This is a genomic window from Ferrovibrio sp. (assembly GCF_019636075.1).
Taxonomy (GTDB): domain Bacteria; phylum Pseudomonadota; class Alphaproteobacteria; order Ferrovibrionales; family Ferrovibrionaceae; genus Ferrovibrio.
This window is the reverse complement of record NZ_JAHBYG010000011.1, coordinates 1-16867: the sequence shown is the minus strand read 5'-3', so window position 1 is coordinate 16867 and position 16867 is coordinate 1. Positions and strand designations below refer to the sequence as shown.

The following is a 16867-nucleotide window of genomic DNA, read 5'->3' as shown; positions in this document are numbered from 1 at the left end:
TATTGTTATGCGCATCGTCGTCGTTGGGTTAGGGGTGCAAGGCTATAAGCGTCGGAGCGCTGCCGGTGCGTCTTGCATCGCCACCATCGACCCAATCAATGCCGAGGCCTCTTATAGAGATATTCGTGACGTCCCGTTGGCGGATTATGATGCGGCATTGGTCTGCACCCCTGATGGCGCAAAGTTGTCTTTACTGCGCTATCTGCTGGAGAACGGCAAACATGTATTGGTGGAGAAGCCTCTTGGCGCCGAAGACGACGCCGCGTTAAGGGAATTGCAAAGCATAGCTGAAAGAAAACGCGTGCTTTGCTATACGGCTTATAATCACCGGTTCGAGCCACATTTCGCCCGTATGCGCGAGGTGATTGCCAGTGGGGTTTTGGGCCGCATTTATTCGGTGCGGTTGTTTTATGGTAATGGTACTGCCCGGTTGGTTCGTGAATCCGTCTGGCGCGATAAGGGCGCGGGAGTATTGCCTGATCTCGGTTCGCATCTTCTGGATACAGTGTTGTACTGGTTCGGGGCGAATCTTGGGCTGCCAAGGATGATATCGGCGCGGCGCTTCGAGAATGCGGCTTACGACCATGTCGTTTTCGCCCTGGATGGTGATATCCATATTGAGATGGAAATGACATTGCTTTCCTGGCGCAATCACTTTTCTGCCGACATCATGGCAGAGAAGGGCAGCGCGCATATAAGTTCGTTATGCAAATGGGGGCCGGCTAGTTTCACTTTACGCGATCGCAAGCTGCCCAGCGGCCGTCCTGATGAAGAAACGAGCGTATTGACAATGCCGGATCCGACCTGGGCGCTGGAATATGCTGAATTCTGCCGCCGCTGCTCAGATCCGGCGGCTCACGGCTTTGGCAATATCGGCAACGATCTTTGGATCAATGGCCACCTCCGGCACCTGACAGATAAGGTGTCGTGAGCAAGAGGCCGCGCATAGGGTTCGCTGGAATGAGCCATCTTGGGCTCAACTCGGCTATTGCCTCGGCGGACAAGGGCTTCGAGATTCTGTGTTACGATCCTGATCCCACACTGATCGCGGCTTTACAGGCGGCGCGCTGGCCGATATCGGAGCCTGATTTGCCGGAGATGGCGGCAAGGAATGCCGCCTCGCTGATCTTTAGTGCGGATATTTCCGACTTGGCCAACTGCGACGTGGTGTATATCGCATTGGATGTCGCTACCGACGATGCCGGTAGAGCTGATTTCGGACCTTTGCAGAATCTCATTGCCCGTGTGGATGGCGCCATGGCGAAAGACGCTGCAATGGTGGTGCTTAGCCAGGTGCAGCCGGGATTCACACGCTCTTTGTCGCGCGATAAGAAGAATCTTTTCTATCAGGTCGAAACTCTTATCTTCGGCCGAGCCATTGAGCGGGCTGCTCAGCCAGAGCGTTTCATTCTTGGCTTGGATGATCCTTCGCGGCCATTGCCGGATGCATGGCGGATTTATCTCGAGGCTTTTGGTTGCCCATTATTGCCGATGCGCTTCGAGAGCGCAGAGTTGGCGAAAATAGCTATTAACTGTTGCCTTGTCGCCTCGGTATCGGTGGCCAATACCTTGGCAGAGGTGAGTGAAGGCATCGGTGCCGATTGGGCGGAAATAGTGCCGGCCTTGCGGCTTGATCGCCGCATCGGTCCGTATTCGTATATCAATCCTGGCCTCGGTATATCCGGCGGCAATTTGGAGCGCGATCTGGCTGCTGTCGTAGCGATGGGTGATCGTGTCGGCGCGGATGTTGGGGTTGTGCGCGCTTGGATGGCGAATAGTCGGTATCGTAAGGATTGGGCATTGCGGCGTTTGCAGCAACGCCTTGTCGGTCGGGTTGATAACCCCACTTTGGGGCTGCTTGGCCTCGCCTACAAGGAAAATACGCACAGCATCAAGAATTCTCCGGCTGTGGCACTTCTACGGGCGCTGCCGCATCTTAACCTCCGCGCCTTCGATCCTGAGGTAAAGTCGCTTCCTGATTTGCCGGCAAGACATGCGATCATGGATAGCATGCAGGCTGCGTGGACCGGAGCGGATGCGGTGGCGATTATGACGCCTTGGCAGGTGTTTCGCACAATCAATTTGCCTGCAATGGCGGCGGAATTGCGCGGGCCGAGGTTATTGATAGATCCATTCCGTATTGTCGATGGCGCTGCGGCACGTGCGCTCGGGCTGGAATATCACACGCTTGGAACCAGTTGAGAGAGAACCATGCTGACGCATCATCGAGAAGCCACCGGAGCGCAGTTGCCTCGGGTCGTCGTTATCGGGGCCAGGGGCTTCATCGGCCGTGCGCTATGCCGGCGATTGACCGCAGCCGGCATGTCGCATCTGCCGCTTACCTCTGCCGAAATTGATCTTACCAAGGCTGAGGCAGGGGCGGCATTGGCAGGCGTGCTGCGGGAAGGCGATGCCGTGGTGCTGCTCAGCGCGCTGACTCCAGATAAAGGGCGAGATCGCGCCACCTTTATGCGCAACATCGCCATGGCAGACGCTGTTTGCGGCGCCATAGAGATGAAAACACCATCCCATGTTGTTTATGTCAGTTCGGATGCGGTCTATCCATTCGATAATGGCCTTGTCTCTGAGCAAAGCCCGGCGATTTCCACAGATCTATACAGCGCCATGCACCTAGCTCGCGAAACGTTGCTGCGCCAGGCGGCGGCCAAGATTCCTTATGCGGTTCTTCGCCCTACAATGGTCTATGGTGCTGGAGATACGCATAATTCTTACGGTCCCAACCGTTTCCGCCGCCAAGCCGTTAAGGACGGCAAGATCACGCTCGGTGGGGCGGGTGAGGAAACGCGAGACCATATCGCAGTCGATGATGCCGCTGCGCTGATCCAGTTGGTGCTGCAACATACATCGGATGGCGTACTAAATCTGGCTACGGGCCATTCTCCAAGTTTCGACGATGTGGCGCGGCTGGTGGCGGGGCATTTCTCGCCGCCTGTTCCGGTCGTGCATACCCCGCGCCAATCTCCGATAACTTATCGGCGTTTCGATATTACGGCTTTGCACAAGGCTTTCCCTGATTTTCGTTTCACCTCTCTGGAAGACGGCCTCGCAACGGCGCATTCTGTCGAGGCTGGAGCCGCCGCTTCGCAATGATTGTCGGCGATCCTCCGCGGGACGAACAACCGTCGGGCATGCTGCCCCCGGATCATCCTTTCCTGGTTTCCACGGCGCGCCTGCGGCCGCAACCTGCCGCAGTTGCGATCCTACAGCTTGATGATGGTAGGTATCTGTTGCAGCATCGCGATGCGATACCGCAGATATTCTTTCCTGATCATTGGGGTCTGTTCGGCGGAGCTATGGAGGAAGGAGAGACGGAAATAGACGGTTTGCTTCGAGAACTGCATGAAGAGCTCGCTCTTGTTATACCTGCCTCTTTGCCAAGGTATTTTTCCAGGATTGATTTCGACTTCACCTATTGCGGTCTCGGCAAGATTTCACGAGCTTTCTATGAAGTGACGTTGCCAACCAAGCAACTTTCCGAATTAAGGCTTGGCGAAGGCCGCGCCATAGGCGCCTTCAGCGCTCAGGCCTTGCTTGCCATGCCGCGGATTACGCCATACGACGCCTTTGCGCTTTGGCAGCACATCAATCGCAGCCGTATCGGCTGAGTAATGGCTTCGTGAGCATGCAGACCGACTGGATATTGTTGGTCGTGATCGGCGCGGCAGTGCTGCATGGGGCCTGGCATGCCCTCATCAAAGCCGGTGCGGATCGCCTCGTTGGCTTGGCGGGAATGAACATCGTCAGTGCTGGTATAGCTTGGCCGGCAGTTTTCTGGCTGCCTCCATTGCCGCAATCCGTATGGCCAGTGCTGGCCGCTTCAATCCTGCTCCATGCAATATATAAACTCTCTATCTCCGTACTTTATTCTACGGGCGATCTTGGCCAAGGCTATCCTATTGCACGGGGGCTGGTGCCGCTTTTTGCCACGTTGGCAGCGTTCGGTTTGCTTGGGGAGATTCCAAGCATGGCTCAGGCAGCGGGCATATTGCTGATTTCATGCGGTTTGCTGGCAATGGCTTTGGACGGCAGGCGCGTGGCTTTAGCCCCACGTTTCTGGGTTGCTGCTATCGCTACGGCTTTATCCGTCGCGGCCTATAGCGCCGTCGATGGCATGGGCATACGCGCAAGTGGGGAGCCGTATTCATATATTGCTTGGCTTGTTGCCCTGGATGGCAGTTTTTTTGTCCTGGTGGCTTTTGTGATGCGCCGGGGCCGTTTGTTTTCTGCTTTACGCGATCAGGCGGCGCCAATTTTACTTAGTGGATTATTGGGCACGGCCTCATTCTCCATTTTTTTGTTCGCGTTATCGCGAGCGCCTATCGGTGTCGTGTCGGCATTGCGTGAAACCAGCGTCCTCGTGGTTACGCTTTTCGGTTATTTCATGTTGCGCGAGGATGTGCGCAGATTGCGTCTTGTTGGCGCGATCATAATCTTTGTTGGCATAGTGATTTGTTCCAGGTGACTGTGCATTTTTGATTGCGTATGGGACAGGTATGGCCACGGCGCGGGCCGCCCTCGATCTGGGCTTCCGCAACACCGTGGTGGCGGCTGCCACGGGCACCCGCGCGCTGCCCGATCCGTTGGGGGGCGAGCCGCTCTCGGCCGAAGCGGTCGGCCGGGCCGCGCTGGTGGAGCTGGCTGACCGATTCAGCATCGTGATCCGCGATGCCGCTGCCTGGCAGGCAGGGCAGGGCTGATCTCCGTCGGCCATTAGCGTATGCCGCGCATCACGCGACCGTGATCATGATTGATGCTGGTGCCAGTTTTGCAGTTCCGCGGATATCGGGCGGCATTAGTGTATTACACATAAAAATTTTGTTTAGTTGTATTTCTGTTCGATAAAAATTCGCAATACTTCTGGCATGGCCTTGAGGCTGATCTAGTCACTTCGAACTAAGCCGCTGAATTTTGTGGCGAAATATTGGGCATCATTTGGTTTGGGGTGGCCGCAGATTTCAGACTTGGAACATTGTGGCCAGCAGTCCATCAGGAACGCGCAGGCGGCTAAGACTTCCGCTGGGTCAGCTATATCGACCATCGGGCCTACTTTCGCAGGGTGTCGGGCGAGCCGATATGGCCTTGCTCGGATGTTGGAAATACAACCCATGATTAGGTCTTTTGAGCCTGAATCCATGGAATTATGACGCGATTTCGCAGGTGCGTGCTAAAATGCCGCATGTGATGATTATCATGTTTTTATTGTCTTTTTTGCTTGGTTGACGCGCAATCCGTGGTAGTGTCTGGCCATCGCGAAAGGCTGGTTAAGCCGAATCAGGTTTAGTCGTCTGGCGGTAGTGAAAACCACTCGAAATTCTGAACGCCGGAAGGCGGTGCAGCAGTCTTGAGTGGTGGAAGTGGCGAGGGCTTTTGAACCGGCAGGCATCCTGAAATGGATGGCCGCTGGTTTGTTTGTCTTAAAATGGTTTTGTCACTTTTGGTGCTTTTGTTGTGGTGGCGATTTTTTCAATGGTTCATCTGCGGTTCAGAAAACCGACCTGCGATGAACTGGTTCTTTCGAAGGAGTGTGCGCGACCGTGGCTGATCCAACCACGCTGAGTGACGGTGGTAACAATGTTACCCTAAACAGCATCGACGCGCTGACAGGCGGCGCCGGCGATGATGTCGTCACGATTGCGCAAGCCGCGGCGAACGCTCCGATCGATCTGCTGGGTGGCAATGACCAGTTGATCCTCGGTGACGGCAATAACCGCGTCATCGTCAGCAACACCGAAAGTATCACCACCGGCAGCGGCAACGACACGATCAGCCTGGGCACGTCCGGTTCGGCTTTCGTTAATCTCGGCAGTGGCACCGACACGCTCAATCTGTCTTCGCTGGGTAACACGGTCACGGCCAGCGGTATCGAAAACATTATTGGCGGCGCGGGCGCGGATAGCGTCACTTATGCCACGCCGATGTCGAAGGCCACGGTTTCGCTCGGCGATGGCGCCGATAGCCTGAAACTGGCCGATGGCGGCAACACCGTCAGTGTGATGAGCGTGGAAACCGTTATCGGCGGCAGTGGCAACGATGTCGTTTCCAGTTTGAAATCCTTCGAATCCGGCTCCCGCGTCGATCTTGGTGGTGGCACCGATACGCTGTCGCTCAGCGCCGGCGGCAATACCGTCAGCGTCGCCAATGTGGAAAGCGTCAGCGGTGCCAGCGGCGCCGATGTGGTCACCGTGGAAACCGCGGTTACCGGCGGCGTGTTCAACATGGGCGATGGGGCCGACAAGGTCACGCTGGCCGATGGCGGCAACGTGGTTTCGGTCAGCAGCGTGGAAACCCTGCTTTCGGGCAATGGGGCCGATACCGTCACCATCACCAATGGCGCCAATGGCGTGCAGGTCGATCTCGGCGGCGGCGCGGATTCTCTCGCCCTGTCCAAGGGCACCAACAATCTCACCGTCGCCAATGTAGAGACCATCACGGGCTCCGCCAGCAGCGAAACCGTCACGCTGGTTGGCGACAATCCGAATGTTGTTGTGGATCTCGGTGCCGGTACCGACACATTGTCGCTGACCTCGGGCACCAACAACGTCACGATTGCCAATGTCGAAACCGTTTCCGGCGGCACCGGCAATGATTCGATCTATGTATCGGGCAGCACCAGCAAGCTCAGCTTGTCGCTCGGCGGCGGGCAAGACAGCGTGGTGCTCGGCGGCGCTTCCACGGTTAGCATTTCGGGCGTCGAAACCCTGGTCGGCAGCAATGGCGCCGATATCGTCACGGTCACGCAACGCGCCGAAGCGCTCAACGTCGATCTCGGCGGCGGCAACGATACGCTGAAGCTTTCCAACGATTCCAATAACGTTACCGCCGCCAATGTGGAAAGCATCACCGGCGGCGCCAGCGCCGACACCCTGGTGCTCACCACGCAATTGCAGAACGGCAATATCGATCTGATCTCTGGCAACGACAGCCTGAAGCTGGCCGATGGCGGCAACAAGGCAACGATTGCCAATGTGGATACCCTGGTGGGCGGCAGCGGCGCCGATATCATCACCACCGACAAGCCGATCAGCGGCGCCAGCTACGATCTGGGCGATGGCGCAGACAGCTTGAGCCTGGGCAAGGCCAACAACACGCTCACCGTTACCAATATCGAAACGGTTACCGGCAATTCCGGCACCGACAACATCACCTTCACGGATTCGCTCACCACATCGTCCAGTGTCGATCTCGGCGCCGGCATCGATACGCTGCGCCTTGAGGGCGCCAACAATGTGGGCACCGTCAAGAATGCGGAGAATATCTCCACTGGCGCCGAATCCGGTAACGACGACATCACGCTTGGCACCTCGATCGTCAAGGGCAGCGTCAATCTCGGTACCGGCGACGACAAGCTGACCCTTACCGGCAGCGACAACTCGCTCACGGTTGCCAGCGTCGAAACCCTGGTGGGTTCGTCGGGCGCCGATACCGTCACTTTCCGCGATGCCGCATCCGGCACGGTGGATCTCGGCGGCGGCAACGACAAGCTGACCCTGAACGGCACCAACGGCACGGTTACGGTCGTCAATACCGAAACCCTGACCGGCAGCAATGCCAGCGAGTCCGTGCAGATCGGTGCGCCCGCCAGTGGCATGGTCATCGACATGTCGGGCGGCAACGACAGCGTGGCGCTTGCCAACGGCACCAACAATATCTCGGTTGCCGGTGTTGAAACCGTCACCGGCGGCAGCGGCAGCGATACCGTCACGGTCACCAAGGCCGGCTCCGCAGAGATGGATCTCGGTGCGGGCGCCGACAAGGTGGTCACCGTCGGCGGTGCCAACAGGCTCACCCTTACCAATGTGGAAACCGTCTCCGGCGGTTCCGGCGCCGATACGGTCCAGCTCAAGGATGCGCTCACCACGTCGCATCAGATCGACCTTGGCGCGGGCCAGGACAGCCTGCAGTTGGCCGATGCGGTCAATACCGGCGCGGTCACCAATGTCGAAAACATTGTCGGTGGCAATCAGGCCGATACGATCACGCTGGGCAATGCCACGGCCAAGGCCAATGTGCAGCTTGGTGATGGCGCCGATACCCTGATCCTGGCCAATGGCACCAACAAGGTCACCATCGGCGGTGTGGAGACCACCATCGGCGGCAGCGGCAGCGACACCGTTTCGGTGGTTGGCGCGCAAGTGCCGTCCTATGTCGATCTGGGCGCGGGTGCCGATACGCTGAAGCTCGGTTCGGCCGGCAGCAATGTCACCATTGCCAATATCGAAACGGTCACGGGCGGCAGTGCGGCGGATGTTGTCACATCCTCCACCTCGCTTACCAATGCCAAGATCGATCTTGCTGGCGGCCGCGACTCCCTGCAGCTTTCCGATGGCGGCAATACGCTGACGGTGCAGAACACCGAAACCATCATCGGCGGCAGCGGCAACGACATTGTCAATCTCGGCAAGGCCATGTCCGGCCAGGTCGATTTGATGGAGGGCACCGACCAGCTCAATCTGGCCAAGGGCTCCAACAATATCTCGGTATCCAATATCGAAGTGATCACCGGCAATTCCGGCGCCGATGTGATCCGCATGGGCCAGTTGCTCACGCCCAATGTGTCGATCGATCTTGGTGCCGGCAGCGATCGTCTGTTCCTGGCCAGCGGCGGCGCCAATACCGGCACCGTCACCAATGTCGAGAATATCATCGGCGGCGATGGCGCCGACACGCTCACCATGGGTTCGGCGCTGGCCTCGGCCACCATCGATCTGGGGGCGGGCGACGACAGCCTGAAGCTGGCCAATGGCACCAACAAGATCGCCATCAGCAATGTTGAAACCATCACCGGCGGCAGCGGCAACGACACGCTGACAATCTCCACGCAGATGAATGCGGGCAGCCGCGTCGATCTCGGCGCCGGCAACGACAGCGTCAAATTCGCCAAGGGTGCGAATGTCGTCGAGGTGAGCGGCGCCGAAACCATCACCAGCGGATCGGGCGCCGATCAGATCACTCTTACCGGCGGCATGACCGGCAGCGTCGATCTGAGCAGCGGTGCCGACAAGCTGACCCTGAAGGATGGCGACTACACTCTTACCGTCAGTGGCGTGGAAACCATCGTCGGCGGCTCGGGCGACGATTTCATCACCAACAAGGCGGTGGTGAAGAACCAGGCCGTCGATCTCGGCGGCGGTAACGACACGCTCAAACTGGCCAACGGCACCAATATCCAGACCGTATTCGGCGTTGAAACCCTGATCGGCGGCAGCGGCAACGACACCATCACCATCGGCGATGCGGTTACCGGCTCCTACGATCTCGGCGGCGGTTTGAAAGACAAGCTGGTGCTGGCTGTCGGCGGCAGCGTCATCACCGTCAATAATGTCGAAACCGTTGTCGGCTCTTCGGGCAACGATACGGTCTATCTCGGCCCCAATCAGTCGCTGTCCAGCCTGGATCTGGGCGCGGGCTTCGACACCGTGGGCCTCAGCGGCACCCATACGCTGTCGCTGAACAATATCGAGGCGGTGGCGGGTTCGGCGGGCGCCGACAACATCACGCTCACCTCGCTGATGACCAATGGCAAGGTGGACCTTGCTGGCGGCAGCGACACGCTGAAACTCGCCAACGGCACCAACTCGCTCACTGTCGCCAATGTGGAAACCACCACCGGCGGCACTGGCAATGATACGGTCACCTTCGCCGGCACCGGTCGCATCGACCTGGGCGAAGGCACCGACGTGCTGCGCTTTGCCGATGGCGGCAACAATGCCGCCACGGTTGCCAATATCGAGCAGATCAGCGGCGGCACCGGCAACGACCATCTCACGCTGACCAGCACCTGGCCGTCCAGCAGCGTGATCGATCTGGGTGCCGGCAACGACAAGATCAGCCTCACCAATGCCGATAACACGCTTACTTTCGCCAATGTTGAAAGTGTGGATGGCGGCAGCGGGCAGGACAGCATCACCCTTGCCAGCGCGGTGACCGGCGGCAAGGTAGACCTGTTCGGCGGCTTCGATACCCTGAAGCTGGCCAATGGCGACAACACGCTGGCGGTCTACAATGTGGAAAGCCTGGTCGGCGGCACCGGTAACGACACCATCACCTTCAGTGGCACCGGCAGCGTCAATCTGGGTGCCGGCGCCGATAGCCTCACTCTGGTGGGTGCCAGCAATACCGTCACTGTGGCTGGCGTTGAAACGCTCACGGCCGGTGCCGGCAACGATACCGTCACCTTCTCCGAACAGATCAATGGCGGTAAGGTCGATCTGGCTGGCGGCAACGACAAGCTGATCCTGGCCAACGGCCCGAATACGCTGGAAGTCGCCAATACCGAAACCATTATCGGCGGCAATGGCACCGACACCATCACCCTGAATGGCAAGGCCTATCTCGATCTCGGCGAAAGCATCGACGTGGTCAAGCTGGGCGATGGCACCAACTCGGTCACGCTGGCCAATGTCGAAATCGTGCAGGGCGGTGCCGGCAAAGACACCGTTACGCTCGCCAATAACGGTAATAACGTCACGCTCTCCGGCGTTGAAACCATCACCGGCGGCAGCGGCAACGACACCATCAATCTTACCGGCGGCTTGCAGGGCGGCGTGATCGAAGGCGGCGATGGCGCCGATCTGCTGCGGCTTGGCGATGGCGGCAACACCGTCACCGTCAGCAATGTCGAAACCATCATCGGCGGTTCGGGCGACGATTACATCCTGCTCACCGGCAAATCCTATGTGGATGGCGGCGCTGGCTATGATGTGGTCAAGCTCGCCAACGATCAGAGCCGCATTACCGCGGTCAATGTCGAAAAGATCATCTCGGACTCGGTGATCAACGACGTTACCCTGCAGCTCGACACCACGGTTTCCAACGGCGATTTCGATTTCGGCGATGGTAATGACGGCCTGATCCTGGCCGATGGCGGCAACACGCTCACCACCACCAATATCGAAACCGTCACTGGCGGTTCGGGTAACGACACCCTCACCTTCAATGGCGATGGCAATGTCGACCTGGGCGGCGGCAAGGATACGCTCACGCTCGGCCCGGGTGGCGGCAATGTCACCGTTACCGGCACCGAGACCATCAATGGCGGCGCGGGCGACGACACCGTAACGTTGGGCGAGCCCAGCACCGGCACGCAGATCAATCTGGGCAGTGGCGACGACACGCTGGTACTGGCCGATGGCGGCAACAGCGTCACGGTCACCGGTACCGAAACCATCATCGGCGGCACTGGCGGCGATGATGTCACGCTTGGCGGCCCGGTGGATGGCGCCGAAGTGGATCTCGGCGATGGCAACGACAAACTGACCTTGGCCGATGGCGGCAACACCATCACGGTCAGCAATGTCGAAACCCTGACCGGCGGTGCGGGCGACGATGATGTCACCTTCAACGGATCCGGCAAGATCGATCTGGGCGGCGGCAACGATACCCTCACGCTGGGCGGCGAGGGGCCGAACAATGTCACCGTGTCCGGCGTCGAAACCCTGAACGGTTCGTCGGGCACGGATAATGTCACCTTCACCCAACCCATCCAGGGCGGTGGTATCGATCTCGGCGATGGCGAGGATAGCGTCACGCTGGCCGATGGCGGCAACAGCGTCACCATCACCAATGTGGAAAGCGTGGCCGGCGGTGCGGGCGACGACACGGTTTATTTCAACGGCGACGGCAATGTCGATCTTGGCGCCGGCAAAGATAAGCTGGTTCTCGACGACGATGGCGCCAATGTCACGGTTGCTGGCGCCGAAACCATCCAGGGCGGTGCGGGCGAAGACAGCGTCACGCTGGCCGATGGCGGCAACACGGTCAGCATCGCCGATGTGGAAACCATCACGGGCGGCACGGGTGCGGATACCGTTACGCTGGATGGCGCCGTGGATGGCGGCAGCGTCGATCTCGGCGATGGCGCCGACAAGCTGATCCTTTCCAACGAGGGCCCGAACAGCCTCACGGTCGCCAATGTGGAGACTGTGCAGGGCGGCGCCTCGAACGACGACATCACCTATAGCGGCACTGGCAGCATCGATCTCGGCGGCGGCAAAGACAGCCTGACCCTGACCGGCGACAGCAATAATGTCACCGTCTCGAATGTCGAAGCCATTACCGGCGGTGCGGGCGACGACACGGTCACTCTGGTGCCGCCGTCTGTCGCGGGCGTCATCGATCTTGGCGATGGCAACGACAAGCTGATCCTGGCTTCCGATGGCTCCACGCTCACGGTTGCCAATGTGGAAACCCTGATCGGCGGTTCGGGTAACGACGACATCACCCTGCAGGATCCGGTGTTGAGTGGCAGCATCGATCTGGCCGGCGGCAAGGATAAGCTGACGCTGGCCGATGGCGACAATGTCATCACCGTATCCAATGTCGAAACCCTGGTGGGCGGTTCGGGCGACGATACCGTCACGTTCAACGGCTCTGGCAGTGTCGATCTCGGCGATGGCGAGGATACGCTACAGCTTGGCAATGGCGGCGTCACCGTCACCGCCAGCAATGTCGAGAATGTCACCGGCGGCACCGGCAACGACACCCTGGTGCTTGGCCCCGATGCCACTGGCAATGTCGATCTCGGCGCGGGTTCCGACAAGCTGATCCTTTCGGGCGGCGACAACACGCTGACGGTTGCGAATGTCGAAACCGTACAGGGCGGTTCGGGCGACGACACGATTACCTATAGCGGCACCGGCACGCTGGATCTGGCGGGCGGCAACGACACCCTGATCCTCACCGGTTCGGCCAATGCCGTGACGGTTGCCAATATCGAGAATATCGAAGGCGGCGCCGGCAAGGATGCGGTCACGCTCACGGCCAGCCTGGTGAATGGCGAGATTGATCTGGGCGATGGCGCCGACAGCATCAAGCTGGCCGATGGCGGCAACAGCGCCGTGATTGGCAATGTCGAAACCATCACCGGCGGTTCGGGCAATGACAACATCACCCTGGCTGCGGCCGTGGCCGGCGGCAGCGTCGATCTGGGCGCGGGCACCGACAGCCTCACCCTGGCCGACGATACCAACAGCCTCACTGTCACGAATGTCGAAAGCCTCACTGGCGGCTATGGCGACGACACCGTCACCTTCAATGGCGCCGGTGGCACCATCGATCTGGGCGATGGCGCCGACAGCATCAAGTTCACCGGCACTGGCGTTACGGCCACGGTGGGCGGCGCGGAAACCGTCACCAGCGGCGCGGGCAACGATACGATCACGCTCGGCGCCAATGCCGAAGGCCGCGTCGATCTCGGCGCCGGTTCCGACAAGCTGATCCTTTCGGGTGGCACCAACACGCTCACGGTCGCCAATGTGGAAACCGTGCAGGGTGGTTCGGGCGACGATACCGTCACCTATAACGGCACCGGCACGCTGGATCTCGGCGCCGGCGCCGACAGCCTGACCCTGACCGGTTCCGCCAACAGCGTCACCGCTGCGAATATCGAAACCATCACAGGCGGTTCGGGCGCCGATACAGTCACCCTGGGCACCGGCCTCAGCAATGGCAAGGTCGATCTCGGCGCGGGCAGCGACAGCCTGAAGCTGGCCGATGGCGGCAACAGCGCCACCTTGGCCAATGTCGAAACCGTCACCGGCGGTTCGGGCAACGACGCTATCACCCTGGCGGCGGCCGTGGCCGGCGGCAGCATCGATCTGGCTGGCGGCTCCGACAGCCTCACCCTGGCCGATGGCACCAACAGCCTTACGGTTGCCAACACCGAAACCATCACGGGCGGCTCGGGCAACGATACGGTTACGGTTTCCACCGCGCTTACCGGCAAGGTGGACCTCGGCGGCGGCTCCGATACGCTGATCCTGAATGGCGTGGGCAACATCGTCACCGCAGGCAATATCGAAACCATCACCGGCGGCACCGGCGCGGACAGCATCACGCTCACCACCAGCCTCACCAATGGCAAGGTGGATCTCGGCGCGGGCAGCGACAGCCTGAAGCTGGCCGATGGCGGCAATACGCTCACCATCGCCAATGTCGAAACCATCACCGGCGGTTCGGGCGATGACAGCGTCAGCTTTAGCGGCACCGGCAGCATCGATCTGGCCGGCGGCAACGACACACTGACCCTGACCGGCAGCGCCAACAGCGTTACGGCTGCGAATATCGAGAATATCCAGGGCGGCTCCGGCAAGGATGCGGTCACGCTCACGGCCAGCCTGAACAATGGCAAGATCGATCTGGGGGCGGGTTCCGACAGCCTGCAGCTGGCCAATGGCGGCAACAGCGCCACGCTCACCAATATCGAAACCATCACCGGCGGTTCGGGTAACGACATCATCACGCTGGGCGGCGCCCTTGCTGGCGGCAATATCGATCTGGGTGCCGGCAAAGACAGCCTGCAACTCGCCGATGGCACCAACACGCTCACCATTGCCAATGCGGAAACCGTTACCGGCGGTTCGGGCAACGATAACGTCACCTATAGCGGCGTCGGCACGATCGACCTTGGTGCCGGCTCCGACAAGCTGACTCTGACCGGCAGCGGCAACAGCGTCACGGTGACCAATACCGAAACCATCACCGGCGGTTCGGGCGATGACGCGGTCACGCTCAGCAACACGGTTGGCAGCGGTACGATCAATCTCGGCGCCGGCAACGACAGCCTGAAGCTCGCCGATGGCGGCAACACGCTCACGGTTGCCAATGTCGAAACCGTCACCGGCGGTTCGGGCGCCGATAGCGTCAGCTTCTCCGGCACCGGTACGCTGGATCTTGGCGCGGGCAACGACACGGTCACGCTCAGCGGCGGCAGCAATGTCACCCTGGCGAATGTGGAAAACATCGTTGGCAGCACTGGCAACGATGCGGTCACGCTGTCGGGCGCCGTCACTGGTGCAACGATCAATCTCGGTGCGGGCGCCGATAGCCTGCAACTGGCCAATGGCACCAACACGATCACCGTTGCCAATGTGGAAACCGTCACCGGCGGCTCGGGCAACGATACCATCACGGTCACCGGCTCCACCGGCGTGTACCTGATCGGCGGCGATGGCAACGATGTGCTCACCGGCGGCGATGGCAACGATACCATCAGCGGCGGCGCGGGGTCCGATATCCTGTCGGGCGGAGCCGGCAATGATCTGTTCATCGCCTCGCAGGATGCGATCTGGACCAGCGGCTGGGCGGCCAAGAATGTCGGCAGCCCGGATGCGGCCGGCACCAACGAAACCGTTTCGATCACCGGCGATGTGCGCACCTACGATATCATCGATGGCGGCGACGGCATCGACACGGTGCAGCTGAGCGACAGCGACGACGCGCTGTTCCTCGACGACAAATACAGCGATGCCGCGGTCAGCGGCGCGCGCATCAAGAATGTCGAGTTCATCAATGCCGGCGGCGGCAACGATGTGGTGGATCTGACCAGCACCACCTACAGCCATGGCTCGGTCACCATCGATGGCGGCGACGGCAACGACGTGCTGTGGGCCAGCTCGGGCGACGACACGTTGCTGGGCGGCAAGGGCAACGACAATCTTTATGGCGGCGCCGGCAGCGATTATCTGGATGGCGGGGAGGGCGCCGACAAGCTGGATGGCGGCAGCGGCAACGACGTAATCATCTACGACAGCGCCGACACCATGATCGCCGGCGGCAGCGGCACCGATACCTTGAAGGTTGCCAGCGCCACCAGCGCGCTGAACCTGAACGACAGCCGCATCACCGGCTTCGAGGTGCTGGACCTGGCCAATGGCGGCCTTGATACGGTTACCCTCACGCCCACCGATGTGCTGCGCATTTCCGACAGCGACACGCTGGTGATCCGTGGCGATGCAGGCGATGTGATCAATGCCAGCGGTTTCACCGGCCGCCTGGCCGATACGGTTGTGGACGGCATCACCTATGCCAATTTCGCCAATGGCGGCGTGACGCTGGCTGTGCAATACGGCCTGCTGCTGAATGGCCAGGAAGTCACCATGCCGGGCAGTGCCGGCGATGATATCCTGGTGCTGGCCGGTGCGGTCTCGGGTGCCAGCTACGATCTGGGTGATGGCAACGACAAACTGCAACTGGCCAATGGCACCAATTCGCTCACCGCTACCAATGTCGAAACCGTGTTGGGCGGCTCGGGCAACGATACCGTCACCTATAGCGGCACCGGCAGCATCGATCTGGCAGGCGGCTCCGACACCCTGATCCTCACCGGCGCGGCCAATTCGGTAACGGTGGCCAATACCGAAACCATCACCGGCGGTTCGGGCAACGATGCGGTCACGCTGCAAAATAAGCTGAGCAATGGCAGCATCGATCTCGGTGGCGGCAGCGATAGCCTCACCCTGGCCAATGGCGGCAACACGCTGACGGCCGGCAATATCGAAGCCATCACCGGCGGCACGGGCGACGACCATGTCACGCTCGCCTCCGTGGTCTCTGGCGGCAATTACGATCTGCTGGCCGGCAATGACAGCCTGACCCTGGCCAATGGCACCAATTCGCTTACCACCACCAATATCGAAACCGTTACCGGCGGCACGGGCGCCGATACGGTCACCTTCAACGGCACTGGCCGGGTGGATCTGGGGGCTGGCAACGATGTGCTGAATTTCGGTGCGGCCGGCGGCAGCATCACGGTCAGCAATGTCGAGACCGTGAATGGTGGCGCGGGCGCCGACAAACTCACACTGGGCAGCGGCACCAACACGCTCACCGTCAACAATGTCGAAACCGTCACCGGCAATTCGGGCGCGGATACGGTCACCTATAGCGGCACCGGCAGCATCGATCTGGCCGGCGGCAACGACAAGCTGATCCTCGGTGCGGGCGGCAACACCGTTTCGGTGGCCAATACCGAAACCATCACCGGAGGCACCGGCGCGGATAGCGTCACGCTCACCAGCACGGTGGCGGGCGCCAGCATCGATCTGGCTGCGGGCTCCGATAGCTTGAA

At 60.3% G+C, this 16867-nt stretch carries 7 protein-coding genes; all 7 read left to right on the top strand.

All coding sequences use genetic code 11. The annotated features are described in order from the left end of the window. The first annotated feature begins 7 nt into the window (after positions 1–7). Positions 8–931: a Gfo/Idh/MocA family oxidoreductase gene (locus tag KF827_RS06885; RefSeq protein WP_291002408.1), complete on the top strand. Its 924-nt coding sequence runs from the start codon at positions 8–10 to the stop codon at positions 929–931. Beyond that, entirely contained in the window at positions 928–2202 is a 1275-nt protein-coding gene (locus KF827_RS06880; protein WP_291002405.1) for a UDP binding domain-containing protein, read from the top strand. The genes KF827_RS06885 and KF827_RS06880 overlap by 4 nt, the downstream gene beginning before the upstream one ends. A 9-nt stretch (positions 2203–2211) precedes the next feature. Then, positions 2212–3111 carry an NAD(P)-dependent oxidoreductase gene (locus tag KF827_RS06875; protein WP_291002402.1) on the top strand — a complete coding sequence of 300 codons (900 nt, stop codon included), beginning with the start codon at positions 2212–2214 and terminating at the stop codon, positions 3109–3111. Continuing rightward, positions 3108–3626: an NUDIX domain-containing protein gene (locus KF827_RS06870; RefSeq protein WP_291002399.1), complete on the top strand. Its 519-nt coding sequence runs from the start codon at positions 3108–3110 to the stop codon at positions 3624–3626. Before KF827_RS06875 ends, KF827_RS06870 begins: the two co-directional genes overlap by 4 nt. Before the next feature lie 17 nt (positions 3627–3643). Continuing rightward, a complete protein-coding gene (locus tag KF827_RS06865) occupies positions 3644–4483 on the top strand; it encodes a DMT family transporter (protein WP_291002598.1) in 840 nt (279 codons plus the stop codon). A 31-nt stretch (positions 4484–4514) separates the two neighbouring features. Beyond that, positions 4515–4718 (top strand): hypothetical protein, encoded by a 204-nt coding sequence (locus tag KF827_RS06860; RefSeq protein WP_291002395.1) that lies wholly within the window; start codon positions 4515–4517, stop codon positions 4716–4718. 837 nt (positions 4719–5555) lie between these two features. Then, on the top strand, positions 5556–16867 hold an 11312-nt coding region (locus KF827_RS06855), incomplete at its 3' end, for a calcium-binding protein (RefSeq protein WP_291002392.1).

What these genes read in the sequence shown, in the direction of transcription:
- KF827_RS06875 (WP_291002402.1), top strand. Translation starts at nt 2,212, where the DNA reads ATGCTGACGCATCATCGAGAAGCCACCGGAGCGCAGTTGCCTCGGGTC.
- KF827_RS06870 (WP_291002399.1), top strand. Translation starts at nt 3,108, where the DNA reads ATGATTGTCGGCGATCCTCCGCGGGACGAACAACCGTCGGGCATGCTG.
- KF827_RS06885 (WP_291002408.1), top strand. Translation starts at nt 8, where the DNA reads ATGCGCATCGTCGTCGTTGGGTTAGGGGTGCAAGGCTATAAGCGTCGG.
- KF827_RS06860 (WP_291002395.1), top strand. Translation starts at nt 4,515, where the DNA reads ATGGCCACGGCGCGGGCCGCCCTCGATCTGGGCTTCCGCAACACCGTG.
- KF827_RS06865 (WP_291002598.1), top strand. Translation starts at nt 3,644, where the DNA reads ATGCAGACCGACTGGATATTGTTGGTCGTGATCGGCGCGGCAGTGCTG.